Raw genomic sequence first — 14,405 nt, 5'->3', positions numbered from 1 at the left:
GGAATGTTTTGCTTTGTATAAAAATTTTACAATGAAAAAAATACTTATTCTAAGCTTATTATTACTCCTTACTTCATGGTCTGATGCCCAAAACAAAGATCTTAAGCCGGTAAGGGAGATTATAGAAGCCAGTAATGCAATCTACGCGGAACTTGCCAATAAAAATGACGGTTCTATTCTTAGCAGATATACCGATGATGCATGTCTTTTTCCACCCAATACCGCCCCATTATGTGGAAAAGAGCAAATACTTGATTTCTTTAAAAACGGCCCGAAAGTACATGTTAAGTTTATGATTCAAAATCTGTATGGAGATGGCAGAACCTCAGTAACCGAAGAAAGTTATTATGAGATGACAGATTTAAAGGGCAACAAACTGGACGATGGAAAAGTGATCGTTATCTGGAAGAATACAAAAGATGGCTGGAAGATGCACCGGGACATGTTCAGCAGTAATCATCCTGCAAAATCAAACTAAAAACCAATATTAACAGCCTGTTGGAGATCAGCGTCGTTTTTGATCAGCGAATGTCTGGATGCAGAAGGGGTAATGCCAGTGAATTTTTTAAACTCTTTGATAAAATGAGCCTGATCATAATATCCGCAGTGGTAAGCTATCGTTGTGAGTGATTCCGGGGTGTTGAGAACCATTGGCAGACTTTTGTTAAATCTTGTTACTGAAGCAAAAGAAGAAGGGCTTATGCCCATATTCGTAAGGTAAAGTTTTTGAATATATCTTTCCGATATCCCTGAGCTTTGTGCTATAACAGGCAAATTCAATACATTCTGATTCATGAAAAGCTGCTGATTAAGCGCGTGGAGGATGGCCACTTTTTTAAGATGAGATTCATTTTTTTTCAGCTTTTGAAGAAAATACTTTTCTAAAACATTTATTTTTGAACAAAGATCCCCTGTATCCATAATGCGGTCATACAAATTTCTGTTTTCACTCCCCGTTACATCATACATATCAGTGGCATAGTTCGTGAATTCTGAAAGAGGGTCAGAAAAAATAAAGTAGCGGCATGCGGAAATATCCTCGCAATAAGCACCGAAGTCCCTTTCGCTGCACTAAGCCGGGTGGGAAGTGTGAGATGTCCCAATAATTCTATATCGGGAGTGTTTTTGTGTTGGCCATTGATAACAGTAGCGGCAAAACCACCGGAAATATTGATAATGAGATCTATATATCCACTCGGATAAAATACTTCATCTCTGAGATCCTTATCAATGGTAACAACGGTGTAACTTTTTATATAAGGTGCAAGGCTGGCGGATGGTGAAATCTGCATAACGGTTAATCAGATTAATTCGTTGACGATTAGCTTGTTCTAAGTTAGGAATAAATACGATATGAAGAGAAAAGATCAACCTGGAAATTAAATTTCCATAATAAAACTTATCGTAATTTTTGTAACGGAGGTTTTGAAAAACCTATTCCGTATTTTTGTACAGAATTAAGCGGCTAAACTGTTTATTCCAATATATGAGCAATAGGTTTTCTGATCATCATCAGGTAGGTGTGGTTTCTTCTTTTTCTGAACTTGTAAATACCCGTTTTCAGGGCGTTATGAATGCCATTTGCTGGCACAGGAATTTAGTGGGTGACTTTAAAGAAATTGTCACAAAGCTTCTGCTGAAAGATAATATTACGGAAGTTTCCAGTGAAGATCTTTTAGCATTGGAATTGTCAGAAGAGGGGAGTATGGCGAGAGAAATTATTTTAAATGACCTGCAGTTATTAACAGATTTCGGAGCATCTCCCGTCCTTAATTTGCTTAAATGTTATGAACGCGATGAGGAGCTCGGTTTTATTTCAACAGATGTGTACTCCTATCATGTCGACCGTTCACCTGTCGGGACGGATACTTTTCTTTGTACTTATCACGGGACGGCAAGTGATATCATCGCTAATGATCAGGTGGAACAGAAAATTTTAATTCCTGAAATCCGGGAACAGCTCAGAAAATTACACGACGGTACTGAAGATGAATTTGAAGACTTCCTGAAAGAGTATTTCTTTGATCTTCATTATCAGCCTAAGCCTCATGCAGAACCTGTCAATTTAGGGGTTGGTCATCTTTGGCGCATTGCAGTAGATCATCCTGATCAGGAAGCATTGCCTTGTGTTCACAGAGCACCTGTCGAAAATGATGGAGAGTATAGACTGCTGTTGATCTGTTAACTGATCTGTTATATCTTCAACGATACAAAAATCCAATATCAGAAAGATGTTGGATTTTTTTTATGATTAATCATAAAGTCGTGCTTTTAATTGTTTTAAATATTAAAAATAACAGGCAGTAAATCAGTTGATTGAATTTATTTTTTTTAATCCCAAGCAAGGATATGGAAATTCTGTATTTATATAGATGAGTACTCAATACAATATTTTTTAATCAAAATAATAAATTCAAAATCAAAATGAAAAAATTCAATCATGTAAAATTGATATCAATGCTTGTGGTCTTACTGGCTATTCCTTTTGTTCTGGCAAGCTGCAGTAATGATGATGATACTCCAAAACCTAACCCTGTGACGATCAGTTTTGATGATCTTAACGGTGAATACACTGGAAAAGCTGGGATATCCCAGGGAACTGTGAACGGAGAAACGGCGGTTGCTTTTTCGGCCAAGAAAAACCTGATTTCCTATTCGGAATTTCCTATGAAAGAGGTTATTTACTCAGTAATTTCTGATCCTGCGAAAGCTAATCAGGCCTTAACAGCCATCGGAAAAATAAAATATGACCTGGATTATACTGCGGTTCTATATCAGTATAAAAAGGAAATAGAACTTAATCTTCTTCCTAAAGAATTAACGGTTCAGGTTCCTGTGGATGGAGTAAGCAAGAAAGTGGTCATAACATTTACGGCTTCCAAAAAAGGGTTGTTTACCAAGCAGAACACACAAAATATGAATTTTGAACTGCTTGCAAGTAAAATAACCGTTGAAGGGACGGCTGTCAATCCTTTCAATCCTATAAAATATAATTTTCAAATGCTGAAGAAATAGATGCAGTGAGAATATTGTACAGATGCACTTAGACAAGTGCATCTGTTTTTATTTTACCTTCTTGATTACCATTTGATTTTTATTTTGGGAACTACTTTTTTTATTTCTTTAGCTACATTAGTTCCCGCTTTTCCCAGTTCGTTGCTTATGTTTCTGACCACTTTTACCGCTTCATGATTTTTCCCGGGGCCATATTGTAAATCATGCACGGTAGTATTCCATGTTTTGACGATATCGTTATTAGGACCAAACTGACCTTTTAAAGCGTCTCCAATTTGATTTAGTCCTTTAACGATCGTATTATTTTTTCCGAAACATCCATTATCACCGCCAACTCCGTTTGTTAGACATTTATTTAATTCACGATAGGTTAACTGGCCGCCCGCACATCCTGCAAATGCATACGGCTGTCCTCCGGTGCTTACCGCGCACTCAACGGCTATCTGGGCTTCTGTATTCAGATTAAGTTTACTTGCTCCATAACACACGGCAGTTCCCATAAAAGATATTTCGCCACTGTTGGCCTGATCTTTAAAGCAGGAAACTAATTGCTTGAGTTCAGGATCATTGACTTTATCAGCAAAACAAAGGGGATACATTTCATAATTGCCGCCATATTCTTTATAGCACTTCAACATATCCTGAGTAATCTGCTTTTCTTTTGAACCGCCCAATATACTCAGCATACAAAGACTCTGTTCCTCCATGGTTGCCGAGTTTTTGGCACATTTATAAATTTCAAGCTCTTTCTGTCCTGCCATATTCGTTACCATACAATCCCCGAATTTCATCTGATTTAATGATCCGTCAAAATTCAAAGAATTCTTATAACAGTCTACGGCATTCTGCTCACTGGTCATCATGACATCCCCATAAGGTTTTTGCTCGTCAATAATCTGGGTAGGTAGCGGTCTTAGTCCTTCAGCGGTTTCAATTCCTATTTGATTATCATACGTAGGTTTTGGCAGATACATAACTGGCGGAGGAGGAACAGGAATATTGGAATAACCCACGACGCGGTATCCATATCTGTAATCCAGCTCTATAATGTTTTTATTGAAATCCAGGAAAAAAGCCTTTTGATAGGGAACAGCAGACGGTAAGCGCAGATAATTAATTCCGGTCTGATCATATACGGCCTGGCCTGCATTTCCCGGATTGCCATCCTGAACAATTACGCCCGTATTATACATCGTAAAAGACTGACCATAAGTAGTCAAAAACATCTGTCCGATTGGATAAACCTGTGCCAACAGGAAGGAACAGAAACTCATCAGTGAAATCAGTACACTTAAAATGGATAGTTTTTTAATAATTGCGTTCATGGTACTTATTTTTTGATAAAGTTACCGTGTAGATTATTATAAGGAAATTACCCTTTTTCGCTATTTTTGAAGTCTGTTATGCAAAGTCTCCTGATTTTGGAGATCGGACGTTTCAGGAAATCAACAGATGGGCTGAGTTTGGATGCTGATATAAAGATTGCTTTCCCCAATCCTTGCTCAGATTAATTTTTAATACTCAATCTTATGAATACAATTTTACAAATAATACTTCTTATCATTATATTTTCAAATTCAATATTTTTAATGTTGGAAAAAAATATATCGTCCTTTAAAATATTTAAATTAAGTTGGATTATCGCATTAATAGATATTTTAGTAATCTTATTCTTTTTTGAACTAAAGCAATCTATTATCCTTTATATTACCTTTACATCAATTATAGTTGTATTTACTTTAGGGCTAAGAAGTTTTGTAAATAGTTATAGTACTAATACGTTGCAAAATCATGATAATAAAAAACGACTTGTCAATTTCTTCGCCTATTTTTTACTCTTCTTTTTAGTGATGCTTACAATTGGCGTTATGAAAAATCTTTTATTTGATACACCTTTATAATAAATGATTTAAAATTATAAAATATTTGTTTTGCAAAACAAAGTCAGTAGACTTCGGAAAGCGTGAGTTATGTGTGGATAGACTTAAATAAATTTAAAAAACAGCCTTGAAAGGGCTGTTTTTATGTTTTTGGATTTGAATTTTTTGATTGTGATAGAGGAAATTGGATCTACTTTCGATAACGGAAATAGTATTACAAGAATAACAAAAAGAAAAAATTAGTCTTTACTTTAATGTTGGTAGTATCAACGCTTTATTTTTGCACAAGAAACGGGAAAAGACAAAAAATGTGATTTACCAGCAAACTGTCTAGAACCTACGCCAGATAAGAAAATCCAATCTTTTTTGAAAAAAGTCGATGCAACTATTGAAGACCTTAGAAAACATGTTGCACTAGATAATGACTGCAACGAAAGTGATGTTTTTTATACATTTCAGAACAGAAAGCAAATGGGATTTACGATTTATGTACAAATGGTAAGCTTATGAAGTATAAAAGGATGGGATCTGTGTTTATGAAAAATAACCAAACCCCTTTTGATGTACCAAAATGATGTTACATATACCACAATTAAAATTTAAACCGTACGGCATTTGGGATGATGTCTCATTTGTTTCGATACTGTTCGCGTATTTCATTTTGTATATCGGTTGCGCATATTACCTCATGAGATCTTTAAAACTCACCATAAATGCAGTCCAAAAGTATTTCAAAAAAGGGAAATGCTAAATAGCTCAAAACCTTTTTTTAATACGACATGTTTTGAAGTTGATGCAAAATATATTTGTAACAGTTAAGACGAGAAAATTTGCTTCAATAAATCTTTTTAATGTGAAAAATTTGTCTCGAATAGTTTAATTTTTAAATTTGCAAAAAAACAAAAATGATGAAACTCTTAAATTTAAGAGCAGATAATTTCGAGCTTGGTAATTATCTGCTAAAAAAGCATACATGCTACAAATTGTAATAATATCATTAACAATAAAAATCTATTTGTCGTTGTATGTAAAGTACAAATGAGATAAAATTATTTTGAACAAATGAAAAATTTAAATCTATTTAAAATAGCTATTTTCAGCCTATTAGCTTTTACAACCTCCTGTCGTGAAGAACTTACCGACACATCGTCTGATAAAACTAATATAATTGATCAAGCGGCTGTAAAAAATGGAAGATTATATTTTCCAAACAAAGAATCATTATCCGCTACTTACAAAAACCTAAAAAAAGAGAACCTTGAATCAGTTCAAAATTTTATTGACGAGAAAGGAATTGAGTCTTTAGTTCCAGTCATTACTCAAAAAAATGAAAATAAAGTTATTTCTGAATTAAAATCTAGAAAGATAGAATATTTAGAAAAAAAATCATCTAGTGCCATGAAGACAGTTTCGGTTTCTGACGAAGACATTTATGATGATATAGATGATCTTGAAGAAATTGTAGGTGATGAAGTATACTCTACTATGCTAAATGGAAAGGCTGAAATACAAGTTGCAGATAAAATATACAAATATACTGATGTTGGATTATTTGTTACAACAGAAGAAAATTATTCCAGGCTCGAAAATTATCTTGAAGTTAGAAAAATATCTTCTAATCTTTTAGTTCCAACTGAAACATCTACAAGAGATAGTTTCATCTCTGATAAAGCAAATGATGAATTGATCACTTTGCCAAATACTGATAATAAAATTAGCTATTTTAGATCATCTGTACCTAGAAGAAGTGGAGGCACTGGTGGTTTTACTGGTGGCGGCAGCACAAGTGGTAATAATGGTGGTTTTAGACCTCCCACTGTTCCTCAAGAGCCTTCAATAGCTTCAATAGTTGAAAAACTGCCAATTGGTGAAGTTAAAAAGCCATGGTTAGGAAATATTTTTGGAAAAACATGGACAACATATGATAAGTATGAAAGCAGAAGAAGAGTTAAAGTTAAATTCTATTCACAGAATTTATATCTTGTTTATGCGATAGGTTGCAAGGTTAAACATCAATATAAAGGATGGACTGGATTATGGAGAAAAGAAAATGCAGATCAACTAGGTATAGGCGTTAATTCAGTTAAATGGACTTTTAACCACTCAATGAATATGAGTGCTCCTGCGGGAGTCCCTAAGCAAGCATACTGGTTTGGTAGCAATATGTACACCACATCGGATGGTATTTCCTTTACTTTTTCAAAAAACCAAAACATTCCGTCGTTACCATTTGCCTCTAAATTAGATGGGCTTATTCAGTTTACTGTTGATTTTACAGGTCTTACAGAAGAAAAATTGGATAAGTTGTTTTGGGAAACTGCATGGAAACAAGTAAATAATTTTATTGAAGGACAAAACAAAAAGCTGAATAGAGTTCTTTTTGTTGTAGATTCATATAGTGCATCATACGTACGCTATTACGATTTCAGCCAGATAGAAAACAACCAAGATGTTATCGAAAGAGTTTTCGATTTTGGGATTGCTTCTCCTCAGGTTACTTACACTTTTGGAGGAGGAACGGGGAATGGACTTGATGTAACAAGCTATAAGTGGAATTTTTCAAAACCTGATGCTGTAGCAGTTAGTATGTATGGAATAGCCAAGAAAAATGGAGCTTGGCATGGAGTAAAACTTAACGCTAATTAAAATTATGAAATATTTTTTTCTTGTATTTTTCCTTGCAATTACCTCTTGTATTTCAGATGAGAATTTAAGGTTACAATCGAACTCTAAATATCAAGGGAATTACATCGGAAACTTTAAGGGAGATTTATCTGGCGAAATAAAATTTAACGTATCTGATACAGGTAACATGGAAGGAACGATATATTATACTACTTCCAATATTTCTGAAAGTATATCAGGATATGTAATGATTAGTGGTAAATTTGATGCAACTACAAAAGCTGGATTAAGTTTTTCAGGATATTTAAATGATAAATCAATGAATGGTAAATGGACAAAAGGTAATCTCACTGGGAATTATGAATTTTATAAAAAATAATATGATGAAAAAAATATTTCTAATTTTATTAGTATTTACTGTAACCCTAATGTATTCGCAAGAAAAATCATCAATAAAAAAATCATTCTTTGGAGTTCAAGCTGGACTTTTTGGTGCAAATGTCTATAATGAAGTCAATCTTTCTGAACAATTTACACTTAGAAGTGAGATCGATTTGAATGCGGGGATTTGGGGAGGAGATTTGTACTCTAAAACAGGTTTTGCATTAGCACCTGCTTTGTCCGTAACTCCCAAATGGTACTACAATATTAATCAAAGGCATAATAAAAGCAAGAGTACTAAGTATAATTCCGCAAACTATCTTTCTGCAAAACTTGGATTCGTTCCTGATTGGTTTGTTATTTCAAATGTTGATGGAATAGAAGTAAATCCAATGATTTCATTGATTCCTACATGGGGATTAAGAAGAAATTTTGCAAAAAATTTCAATTATGAACTTCAATTAGGATTAGGAGTGGGTAAAATTTTAAAATCTGACTATTCACTTCAGGTAGTTCCTAATTTAAGTTTTAGGATTGGGTATGATTTTTAAAATCAATATAAAAAGACAGGCTTTAATTAGTCTGTCTTTTTTATAGAAATTAATCCTTTAAAGTTTTAAATACAACTAGGTTGCAAGTCATAATATTGACTATATTATTTAATTCAAATAAATATGCCACTCTATCTCTCTATTTGGATCCCATTTCATCTATTATGTTGAGATTTGAGATATACACCGCTCCGCAAAGTCTCCAGACTTTGAGACAGTAATAAAGCTCCAAAGCTCAGAGACCACGAACAGGAAATTCAATAAATAAAAAAACAGCCTAAAAAAAGGCTGTTTTATATTTTGAATTCAAAATTCTTAAGATATGATAAAGAAGGTTGTATCTACTTCCCAATACAAAACTTAGAAAAAATATTCCCCAACACCTCATCATTGGTCACCTCTCCGGAGATTTCTCCAAGATGTTCCAATGCATTTCTAAGCTCGTACGCCAGTAATTCTGTAGAGATCTGGAAAGAGATCGCTTCTTTTACTTTATGAACGGCATCCATGGATTTTCTCAAGGCTTCAAAGTGTCGTTGATTCGTGATCACAACATTATTTTCTTCAGTTTTTAAATGTTCCACATACGAAGAAAGTTCATTTTTCAGATCCTGGATGTTCTGATTTTCAACTGCAGAGATTTTGATGAAATCAAATTCGTGAGAAATAGCACTTCTGAAAATATCTTCTACCGTTTCGTATTTGGTAGGAGTCACTTCATCAATTTTTGTCGCACAGATAATCAGCTTCAGATCTTCTCTCAAAAGAGACTGGATCATTTCAATATCCTCAGAAAAATCCTCGGTAGCAGCATCTGCCAGATACACTAAAATATTGGCGTTTTCTACTTTTTCTTTAGCTTTTTTCACTCCGATTGCTTCAATTTCATCCACTGTTTCACGCAGTCCTGCAGTATCAATTAATCGGAAAGCATGGCCTTTAATATGAAGAACTTCTTCAATCGTATCTCTCGTTGTTCCCGCAATATTACTCACAATCGCTCTTTCTTCCTTCAAAAGGGAGTTCAACAGCGTAGACTTTCCAGCGTTCGGTTTTCCAATGATGGCAACCGCAGTTCCGTTTTTAATGGCATTTCCGTATTGGAAACTTTCAATCAACGAATTTAGTTTGACTTCAATTTTATCCAGTAATCCGCTTAGGGCACTTCTGTCTGCAAATTCCACATCTTCTTCTGCAAAATCAAGTTCCAACTCAATTAAGGAAACGAAATTTAAAAGGTCAGTCCTCAATACAGAGATTTCATTGGTGATTCCTCCTTTCAGCTGGTTGATGGCTACTTTTCTCGAAGCTTCATTTTCAGAAGCGATCACATCGGCAATCGCTTCTGCCTGGGAAAGGTCAATTCTGCCGTTGATAAAAGCACGAAGAGTAAATTCTCCTGCTTTAGCCATTCTCGCCCCGTTTTTGATCAGGGTTTCAAGAATTCGTTTTCCGATATGCGGAGAGCCGTGAAAAGCAATCTCCACAGAATTCTCAGTGGTGAAACTTTTGGGAGCCAGGAAAATAGAAAGCATCACCTCGTCAATAGCTTCCTCCTCATCCATAAAATAACCGTAATGAATGGTGTGAGATTTCTGTTTTTCCAGATTTTTGGCCGGAAAACTTTTCTGAACCACAGATAAAGCTTCATTTCCTGAAACACGGATGATGCCTAAAGCACCTATCCCATTGGCCGTAGCCAGTGCACATATCGTATCGTTATTCATGCTGCAAATTTACGGTTTTTAATGTGAATTTGAATGGACGTCTGTTATTCAGATTATCTATTGTTGTATTCAGTTAAAAACAGCTAAGGTTAAAAAAAGGCTATGTTTTAAGGATGTGTTTGTATGAAAGATGTATTTGCTATATCAATAAATGCCTAATTATTTCTATTAAACATGGAAAGAAAATACCATTTGAAAAATAAAATCCAGAAAATAATTCTGTTGAATATAGGTGCGATGTGAAGAGTGTAATTTGTTGTGGTGTAACAATTATAAGTGTTTTTTGATAGCCTTGGCAGTCATATATAGTGTTTAAATATCATATAAAAACGAAAAAATTAAACAGTTGTTTGGTATGTTAATTGTTGTTAGTGGGGTCGATGATGTTGAAAATTTAAATATTTTTTATTTAAACAATAATAATTTGTTAAAGTATTATAAATGTGTATGAATAACCTATTTTTTTTAAATATTAATAAAAAATTATCTTTTTTATTAATGTTCGTCTTCAGTACAACGGCTTATGCCCAGTGTATTCCTTACACCGGACAGGCGCTCACAAGCGGAAATACCTATTGTCTTAACGGAACCCTCAGTGTGACTACCAATATCAGCATCCCGAACGGAGCAACCCTTATCATTCAATCCGGACAATTGCAATCCAATAGTATCCAAGTCGATGGAGTGTTGGAAATTGGTGATGGTGCAAGTGTTAAATCCACAGGAACAGTGAAAGTAGGAACTTTCGGATCTCAGAAGAATTCAAAAATTAGATTAGGAGCGAAATCTTTTCTATCCCTTGTAGGATCAGTGATTCAGGAAGATCCGTCATTTGGTGGTTTTTATCCCGGAACAACTTCAGTTATTGAAATGGGAACAAGCAGTGTGGTAGAGATTTGCGGAACATTTACCCAGCAGTCTACCACCTATCCTTCTGTTGAATATGTAGGTATTCCTACCGGGAGAGCGTACTGTATTGCAAAAGCAGACGTAAGTGGCGGAGGAGGAGCTTCCATCATCAGTGATGACAGCCAGATCGTAGCTATTGTCATGGGATCCGTAATAGGACTAGGAATGGGAAATTCCAGTTTCTGTGGACCAAATGCAACAAAAGCAATGTGTCCCTCTCTTTGGCCTGAAGGATTGTCTGAAGCTAAAACAAGTTGTGGAAATGCACCCCTGATTATTGATGAGATCGATGGATTTTGTACAAAACCCGGCATTTCAGGAACCCCTGACGGATATACAAAATTCGGAATTACCGTACAGCAGAAAAGCGATTCGTGGCCTGAAAATATTCCTAATGGATTTCTGGCTATGGAATCAAAAAATAAAGGTTTTGTGATTACCAGAGTTCAGCATGTAAGCCAGACTCCACAACCTGGGGATGCCATCGCAGAACCGAAAGAAGGAATGCTTCTGTATGATATTCAGGATAAATGTGTAAAGCTTTATAACGGTACGGAATGGAAATGTGTAGAAAGAAGCTGTAATGATTAATCTAACCGATAAATAGTATGAAAAATATAAGAAATATAAGTATAGCAGTTGCTTTAATCGTTTTCAATTCAGTTTTTGCGCAAGTAGCGATTGGTAAACAGACTGTAGATGGAAACAGTACTATATTAGATTTTGATAATACATCAGGAAATACAAAAGGTTTAATTCTTCCCGCTACCTCAGGATTTCCTGCAGGATCTCTGGTGAACGGAACATTCATCTTTGATGTAACAGATAATAAAGTGAAGGTCTACGAAAATGATGCGTGGAAATCCTTGTCAGATACCGGAAGTTCAAGTGCAATTGCTGCTAATAATTCTGCTGAAACAGGGAAGGGAGTGATTATGGGTGAAGCTACAAGTTCTGCTGATGGCGTATTGGTGCTGGAATCTCAGAATAAAGCGATGATTCTTCCTCAGATAGCCACGCCGCATCTTAATGTAAAAAATCCATATCCGGGAATGATGTGCTATGATACAACCAGTAAAACACTGGCGGTATTTGACGGCTCAGTCTGGAATTACTGGAAATAAACAATAAGCTAATCCGGAATATTCCGTTGAAAAGAAAAAAGCAGCCATGTACAATACGCGGCTGCTTTTTAGCTTAAATAATCTGCACACTTTCCTTAATGCTGTTCATGACAAAAATGCTCTTCGTCTGGCCGATTCCTTCAATTTCTGATAATTTGTTCACGAAAAACTCATGAAATTCATCCATATTGGGAGCAAGGATCTTCAGCATAAAGTCAAAATCCCCGCTGATATTGTAAAATTCTACCACTTCCTTCAATCTGCCCACTTCCTCAATGAATTTTCCCGCAGTTTTCTTGTTGTGAACATTTAAAGCGATCATACAGATCACCATCATCCCTTTATTAACCTTTTTACGGTCAACCACAGCAGTATACTCTTTAATGATTCCCTGTTTTTCCATACGTTTGATACGCTCATGCGTAGGTGTAGGACTCAAATTGATCCTGGCCGAAATATCACGGATACTCATCTTCGCATCTTTCTGAAGAAGACGGAGGATAGATAAGTCTTTTTCATCAGGAATATAGTTTTCAGTTGCCATTTTGTTCTGTTTTTATAGGTTTTTCCTGGTAGATCAGATGTTTTGTTCTTTTAAATATTTGAAATATTTAATATTGTTCCAAATTTAAGGTTAAATTTTCAAATACGTTCTGTTAATTTTAATTTTGCAGGAAATTTGAAACATGGGTACAAGGAAGAACTTAATATTAATTTTAGCATCGGTAGGAACATTTGTAGAGGCGTTGGATATTGCCATTATTAATTTGACCATTCCTTCTATTCAGCAGCAGTTTCAGATTGGAGCAGAGACGGTTCAGTGGCTGCAGACGCTTTATGTACTGTTCTTTGGAGGATTTCTGATTATTGGAGGAAAGCTTTCCGATCAGATAGGAAGAAAGAAAATGTTTCTCCTTGGAGCATTGATCTTTATGCTCACTTCACTAGGAGCAGGATTATCTCAAAACTTTGAAGTGCTTGCTATATTCCGTGCTTTGCAGGGATTGGGAGCAGCGTTAGTGATGCCGTCAGCATTATCCATTGTGACCAATACCTTCAGAGGGGAACAGGAGAGAAACCGTGCTATCGGAATTTTCAGTTCATTTGCTGCCATTGGTTCAGGAAGCGGTCTTTCAGTAGGAGGAATTATCAGTACTTACCTGAGCTGGCATTGGGTTTTCCTGATCAATGTTCCTATTCTTTTAATTACATTGGTGTTGTCGTACTATTATCTGCCGGCAGATGAGAAAAATGAAACCGCTCAGAAAACAGATATGGTTTCAGGAATATTGATGGTCCTTGGGCTTTTAAGTCTTACTTACGGAACGCATGAATTGATTCATATTAAAGAACAGCCTTTCCTGATAACTAGTTCTTTGGTTTTAGCATTAGTACTGCTTGTTATGGTGTACTGCCGTTTAAAATCCGTTGCAGAGCCTTTGGTAGATTTAAAACTGTTTAAACATAGATCTTTAGTAGTTTCCAATGCGGTATTTTTTACCCTGGGAGCGTTTTTTATCGGATTTTTATTCCTGATTTCACTGATGCTTCAGAAAGATATGGGCTACAGCGCTGCTTCTGCAGGGTTAATGCTTGTTCCCTTCAGTATTCTGTCTGCGTTAACGGCCAAATTCATTCTGCCGCACATATCAAAACGTCTGAGTTCCTCTCAAATGGGTGTTTTAGGATGGTCATTTATGCTGGCCGGAGGATTATTGCTGCTGATTTCTGTTTATGCAGGACATCCGCTAACCATAGTTTTATTGGGAGCTGCATGTATCTCCGGAGTTGGAATGACGTTTTGTTTTACCGCACTTTCAGTGATGGGAATCCAGGATGTGGAACCTGCACATTACGGATTGGCATCAAGTCTGAGCTCTACAAGTTACTTTCTGGGAGCAGGTATCGGATTGTCATTCATGACGTTAATGAGTCAGATCTTTCCGTCAGAATTATCAGTGGGAAGCTTAAATTTGATTATTTTGATCAGTTACGCTTTACTGGCTCTCGGAATGTTATTTTATTTTATATTGAAAAGCGTAAAAGTGAAGCAGGCAGAAGTAGCCGTTTCATAACAGGCGGCCTTAAAAATATACAAACTATATGAGGAAGGAATCGGTGCTTAGGTGCCGGTTCTTTTTTTTGATTTTTGCTATTCTGTTTCCCTTTATTACCTTTGCTGTTTAGTATATA

At 35.6% G+C, this 14,405-nt stretch carries 15 protein-coding genes; 10 read left to right on the top strand and 5 right to left on the bottom strand.

Translation table 11 applies throughout. The annotated features are described in order from the left end of the window. Positions 1–31 precede the first annotated feature (31 nt). Positions 32–478, top strand: a complete 447-nt coding sequence (locus DEU39_RS09900) for a YybH family protein (protein WP_228436734.1) — start codon at positions 32–34, stop codon at positions 476–478. Here the strand turns inward: DEU39_RS09900 and DEU39_RS24705 are convergent. Both DEU39_RS24705 and DEU39_RS24700 read right to left on the bottom strand, forming a co-directional pair. Then, on the bottom strand, positions 475–969 hold the full coding sequence (locus DEU39_RS24705) for a helix-turn-helix domain-containing protein (RefSeq protein WP_228436732.1): 495 nt from the start codon (positions 967–969) through the stop codon (positions 475–477). The two genes, DEU39_RS09900 and DEU39_RS24705, sit on opposite strands and share 4 nt — an antisense overlap. Further along, entirely contained in the window at positions 957–1,292 is a 336-nt protein-coding gene (locus DEU39_RS24700) for a DUF6597 domain-containing transcriptional factor (protein WP_228436730.1), read from the bottom strand. Before DEU39_RS24700 ends, DEU39_RS24705 begins: the two co-directional genes overlap by 13 nt. Before the next feature lie 194 nt (positions 1,293–1,486). Here DEU39_RS24700 and DEU39_RS09890 point away from each other — a divergent pair, with 194 nt between their 5' ends. Together DEU39_RS09890 and DEU39_RS09885 are read left to right on the top strand one after the other, a co-directional pair. After that, positions 1,487–2,185, top strand: a complete 699-nt coding sequence (locus tag DEU39_RS09890) for a DUF1826 domain-containing protein (RefSeq protein ID WP_120231815.1) — start codon at positions 1,487–1,489, stop codon at positions 2,183–2,185. 239 nt (positions 2,186–2,424) lie between these two features. After that, positions 2,425–3,015, top strand: a complete 591-nt coding sequence (locus DEU39_RS09885) for a DUF4840 domain-containing protein (protein WP_120231814.1) — start codon at positions 2,425–2,427, stop codon at positions 3,013–3,015. Between the two features lie 65 nt (positions 3,016–3,080). Here DEU39_RS09885 and DEU39_RS09880 read toward each other — a convergent pair whose 3' ends face one another. Further along, the gene (locus DEU39_RS09880) at positions 3,081–4,340 is read right to left on the bottom strand and encodes a hypothetical protein (RefSeq protein ID WP_062674740.1); all 1,260 of its coding nucleotides are present in this window, start codon (positions 4,338–4,340) and stop codon (positions 3,081–3,083) included. Between the two features lie 921 nt (positions 4,341–5,261). Between DEU39_RS09880 and DEU39_RS24380 the strand changes: the two genes are divergently transcribed. The 4 genes from DEU39_RS24380 (at position 5,262) to DEU39_RS09860 (ending at position 8,452) form a co-directional block, all read left to right on the top strand. After that, the gene (locus tag DEU39_RS24380) at positions 5,262–5,405 is read left to right on the top strand and encodes a hypothetical protein (RefSeq protein ID WP_183037399.1); all 144 of its coding nucleotides are present in this window, start codon (positions 5,262–5,264) and stop codon (positions 5,403–5,405) included. Positions 5,406–5,957: 552 nt separating this feature from the next. Next, the gene (locus DEU39_RS09870; RefSeq protein WP_120231812.1) at positions 5,958–7,541 is read left to right on the top strand and encodes a hypothetical protein; all 1,584 of its coding nucleotides are present in this window, start codon (positions 5,958–5,960) and stop codon (positions 7,539–7,541) included. Between the two features lie 4 nt (positions 7,542–7,545). Continuing rightward, positions 7,546–7,899, top strand: a complete 354-nt coding sequence (locus DEU39_RS09865) for a hypothetical protein (protein ID WP_062674747.1) — start codon at positions 7,546–7,548, stop codon at positions 7,897–7,899. Between the two features lies 1 nt (position 7,900). Continuing rightward, the gene (locus DEU39_RS09860; RefSeq protein ID WP_147367581.1) at positions 7,901–8,452 is read left to right on the top strand and encodes a hypothetical protein; all 552 of its coding nucleotides are present in this window, start codon (positions 7,901–7,903) and stop codon (positions 8,450–8,452) included. Between the two features lie 341 nt (positions 8,453–8,793). Here the strand turns inward: DEU39_RS09860 and mnmE are convergent, their stop codons facing one another. After that, entirely contained in the window at positions 8,794–10,179 is a 1,386-nt protein-coding gene (gene mnmE / locus DEU39_RS09855; RefSeq protein ID WP_120231810.1) for a tRNA uridine-5-carboxymethylaminomethyl(34) synthesis GTPase MnmE, read from the bottom strand. A gap of 498 nt (positions 10,180–10,677) precedes the next feature. Here mnmE and DEU39_RS09850 point away from each other — a divergent pair, with 498 nt between their 5' ends. Together DEU39_RS09850 and DEU39_RS09845 are read left to right on the top strand one after the other, a co-directional pair. Next, positions 10,678–11,679 (top strand): hypothetical protein, encoded by a 1,002-nt coding sequence (locus DEU39_RS09850; RefSeq protein WP_131797486.1) that lies wholly within the window; start codon positions 10,678–10,680, stop codon positions 11,677–11,679. Positions 11,680–11,696: 17 nt separating this feature from the next. Beyond that, positions 11,697–12,212: a hypothetical protein gene (locus DEU39_RS09845; RefSeq protein WP_120231809.1), complete on the top strand. Its 516-nt coding sequence runs from the start codon at positions 11,697–11,699 to the stop codon at positions 12,210–12,212. Positions 12,213–12,285: 73 nt separating this feature from the next. Here the strand turns inward: DEU39_RS09845 and DEU39_RS09840 are convergent, their stop codons facing one another. Continuing rightward, positions 12,286–12,756: an Lrp/AsnC family transcriptional regulator gene (locus DEU39_RS09840; protein WP_062672121.1), complete on the bottom strand. Its 471-nt coding sequence runs from the start codon at positions 12,754–12,756 to the stop codon at positions 12,286–12,288. 142 nt (positions 12,757–12,898) lie between these two features. On the opposite strand from DEU39_RS09840, the gene DEU39_RS09835 reads away from it, so the two are divergent. Further along, complete coding sequence (locus DEU39_RS09835) at positions 12,899–14,287, top strand: MFS transporter (protein WP_120231808.1); 1,389 nt, start codon at positions 12,899–12,901, stop codon at positions 14,285–14,287. Positions 14,288–14,405: the final 118 nt, after the last annotated feature.

The sequence above is a fragment of the Chryseobacterium sp. AG363 genome (assembly GCF_003610675.1).
Lineage (GTDB): Bacteria > Bacteroidota > Bacteroidia > Flavobacteriales > Weeksellaceae > Chryseobacterium > Chryseobacterium cucumeris.
Note: the sequence above shows the minus strand (reverse complement) of the source record. Positions and strands in the feature narration are given on the sequence as shown.